This window comes from Phytoactinopolyspora endophytica (genome assembly GCF_004138495.1).
GTDB lineage: Bacteria > Actinomycetota > Actinomycetes > Jiangellales > Jiangellaceae > Phytoactinopolyspora > Phytoactinopolyspora endophytica.
The window spans coordinates 629,509-632,944 of the sequence record NZ_ML142849.1 but is presented as its reverse complement, the minus strand read 5'-3'; the positions used below and the strand labels follow the sequence as shown (position 1 = coordinate 632,944).

The following is a 3,436-nucleotide window of genomic DNA, read 5'->3' as shown; positions in this document are numbered from 1 at the left end:
TGAGGCGACCCCTGCGTGTGATATGCCTCATGCCGGTCGCGCACCCGCGGGCGGACGATGCGACCCGGCGGCGCGAGCGGCGGGCGTTCCTGCACAATGGTGGTAGCGGATAGACATCGGCGAAGCCGGGCTCAGGGCCCGGACGCCTGGAGTTATCGAGGAGACGAGCATGGCCAACGACCACCACGGCCACACTGCGGCCGCGTGGACAGCCGTCATCATCATCATGGCCGGGTTCGTGGTCGCCGCGGTCGGCGTCATGACGTTGACCTGGCAGGTGTTCTGGTTCGGCGGTGTTGGTCTCATCGTGCTCGGGGGCATCGTCGGCAAGGTGATGCAAATGATGGGTCTGGGGCAGGTCAGCCGTACGGCCTCCGTGGATGGGCCTGCGGAGCAGATGGCCGCCACCGGCCCTGAGGGCCGAGACGGGTAGGCATGACAGACGGCCCCGGTGCCGTCTCGGCGGGTTGGCCTTCTGGGCGCCCGTCGTCGATTTCGCTTGGCGAGGTCACGCTCGATTTGTCGCGTCGGTGCCTCGCCGGCCTGCCTACCGGGCGGGATGTGTCGCTGACGCCGTTGCAAGCGGCTGTGCTGGCGTATCTGATGAGCCGGCCGGGAGAGGTCTGCACGCGGCAGGACCTGATGTGCGACGCGCTGGGGTACTCGAATCCGGTGGGTTCACGTACCGTCGACGTGCATATCGCGACCCTGCGGAGCAAGCTTCGAGGGACATTCGAAATCCGAGCCGTCCGGGGTGTCGGTTACATACTGCATCGCGTATCCGGGTGACCTCTTGTGGTCTCTTGGTGGTTCGGGCATGGCCGGGCGTGCGGCTCTCGGCGTGGTCCGGGCGGAGCGGATGCGGGTCTCGGCCCGTCACCGCGTTGGCCGTTCCGCCGCGTTCTGCTGCGGAGCGTGAGCAGGGACCGGCTCTTACCTGGGGATCCTCGCTGAGCGTGGTGCCGGGGCGGGGGGCGCGAGATCGACCGTCGGGCGGCGTGACTAGTCTGGAGCAGCCGGACCACGACGCAGCACATTGCCATGAGGGAACGGATTCGGAGTGCGGAGGGCACGAGTGAGCGTACTCGAGGAAATCCTCGACGGCGTCCGCGCCGATCTTGCCGAGCGCCAAGAACAGGTGCCGCTGGCAGAGTTGAAAGCGCAAGCCGACAAACAACCCCCAGCCCGCGACCCGTTGCCACTGTTGCGCGCGTCGGGCGTATCGGTCATCGCAGAGGTGAAACGGTCGAGCCCGTCCAGGGGTTCCCTGGCGGAGATCACCGATCCCGCCGCGCTGGCCGCCGATTACGAGGCCGGCGGTGCGACCGCGATCAGCGTGCTCACCGAGCGCCGGCGCTTCGGCGGTTCGCTCGATGACCTTCGAGCGGTGCGAGCCGCGGTGGATGTCCCCATCCTGCGTAAGGACTTCATCGTCACCAGCTATCAGCTGTGGGAGGCACGCGCCTGCGGGGCCGATCTCGCGCTTCTGATCGTGGCGGCGCTCGAACAGAACGCGCTGGTCAGCCTGATCGAGCGGGCCGAGTCGATCGGCTTGAACCCGCTGGTCGAGGTGCACACGCCGGAGGAGATGGAGCGGGCCGCGGACGCCGGAGCGCGGATCATCGGCGTGAACGCGCGTGACCTGAAGACTCTCGAGGTCGACCCGCAGACCTTCCATCGGCTGGCGCCGCTGGTGCCGGAAGGGGTTGTGCGCATCGCCGAGTCGGGTGTGAAGGGCCCGCACGACGTGATCGAGCTGGGCCAAGGCGGTGCGGACGCGGTGCTGGTGGGCGAGACACTGGTCACGGGGAAGGACCCCCGCAGCGCGGTCGCCGATCTTGTCGCCGCCGGCGCCCACCCGGCCCTCAACAACCGCCCCTAATAACTGCTCACCCGAACAACATCTTGTGGAGACATCAGTGTCCGAGTCGAACGTGACCGCGGGAACGGAGCGTCCGGGCCGGTTCGGCCCGTACGGTGGACGGTACGTGCCGGAGGCGCTGATCGCGGCGTTGGACGAGCTGGATCGCGAGTATCAGGCGGCCGCGGCGGATCCCGCGTTCCAATCCGAGCTCGACGGCCTGCTGAAGTCGTACAGCGGCCGACCCACTCCGATCACGGAGGCGTCCAGGTTCGGCGCGGAGGCGGCGCACGGCGCTCGCATCCTGCTCAAACGCGAGGACCTCAACCACACCGGTTCGCACAAGATCAACAACGTGCTCGGCCAGGCGTTGCTGACCAAGCGGATCGGCAAGAAACGGGTGATCGCCGAGACCGGCGCCGGCCAGCACGGCGTCGCCACCGCGACGGCGGCGGCGCTGATGGGCCTGGAGTGCGTGATCTACATGGGTGAGGAGGACACCCGCCGGCAGGCGCTGAACGTGGCGAGAATGGAACTGCTGGGCGCGACGGTGGTCCCCGTGTCCACCGGGTCGCGCACACTCAAGGACGCGATCAACGAGGCGCTGCGGGACTGGGTCACGAACGTCGCCACCACCAATTACGTCTTCGGCACGGTCGCCGGACCGCATCCGTTCCCGACGCTCGTGCGTGACTTGCAGAGCATCATCGGCGTCGAAGCCCGGCAGCAGGTGCTGGAGCTGACCGGCCGGCTGCCGCATGCGGTCGCCGCGTGCGTGGGCGGCGGGTCCAACGCGATCGGCATCTTCCACGCGTTCGTCGACGACGCCGACGTCCGGCTGTACGGGTTCGAGGCGGGCGGCGACGGCGTGACCACCGGCCGGCATGCCGCCACCATCAGCGCCGGGGTGCCCGGCGTGCTGCACGGCGCGCGCTCGTACCTGCTGCAGGACGAGTTCGGTCAGACCATCGAGTCGCACTCGATCTCGGCGGGCCTGGACTATCCCGGCGTCGGCCCCGAGCACTCCTGGCTCAAAGACAGCGGGCGCGCCGTGTACGAGCCGGTGGACGACGCCGAGGCGATGGAGGCGTTCCGGCTGCTCTGCCGGACCGAAGGGATCATCCCGGCCATCGAGAGCGCGCACGCGCTGGCCGGCGCCCAGCGGCTCGGCGCCAGGTACGGCGAGGACGCGGTGATCTTGGTCAGCCTCTCCGGCCGGGGAGACAAAGACGTGGACACCGCCGCCCGGTGGTTCGGCTTGATGGAGCACTGAGGTGACAAGCGAGCGGAGTCGTGGGGTGGGAATGTGCCCGTCGGAGATGGAGGAGAAGTGAGCGCGTCCGCTGTGTTCGAGACCGCACGTACCGAGGGACGGGCGGCGCTGGTCGGCTACCTCCCGGCCGGGTACCCGGACGTCGACGGTGCGATCGATGCGCTGAAGGCGATGGTCGATGCCGGCGTCGACGTGGTCGAGGTGGGGCTGCCGTACACGGACCCGCTGATGGACGGCCCGGTGATCCAGGCGGCGGTCGATGCGGCGCTGCGTGCGGGCGCGGACACCACCGATGTGCTCCG

General features: G+C 68.9%; 5 protein-coding genes. All 5 read left to right on the top strand.

What is annotated here, in order from left to right; translation table 11 throughout:
- The first annotated feature begins 169 nt into the window (after positions 1 to 169).
- A complete protein-coding gene (locus tag ELR45_RS02765; protein ID WP_129663206.1) occupies positions 170 to 433 on the top strand; it encodes an HGxxPAAW family protein in 264 nt (87 codons plus the stop codon).
- A gap of 2 nt (positions 434 to 435) precedes the next feature.
- Positions 436 to 789, top strand: coding sequence for a winged helix-turn-helix domain-containing protein (locus ELR45_RS42430; protein ID WP_129663204.1), 354 nt, complete (start codon positions 436 to 438; stop codon positions 787 to 789).
- A gap of 286 nt (positions 790 to 1,075) precedes the next feature.
- On the top strand, positions 1,076 to 1,882 hold the full coding sequence (gene trpC, locus ELR45_RS02755) for an indole-3-glycerol phosphate synthase TrpC (RefSeq protein WP_129663202.1): 807 nt from the start codon (positions 1,076 to 1,078) through the stop codon (positions 1,880 to 1,882).
- 37 nt (positions 1,883 to 1,919) lie between these two features.
- Entirely contained in the window at positions 1,920 to 3,134 is a 1,215-nt protein-coding gene (trpB, locus tag ELR45_RS02750) for a tryptophan synthase subunit beta (RefSeq protein WP_205855731.1), read from the top strand.
- 57 nt (positions 3,135 to 3,191) lie between these two features.
- On the top strand, positions 3,192 to 3,436 hold a 245-nt coding region (locus ELR45_RS40330; protein ID WP_240759099.1), incomplete at its 3' end, for a tryptophan synthase subunit alpha.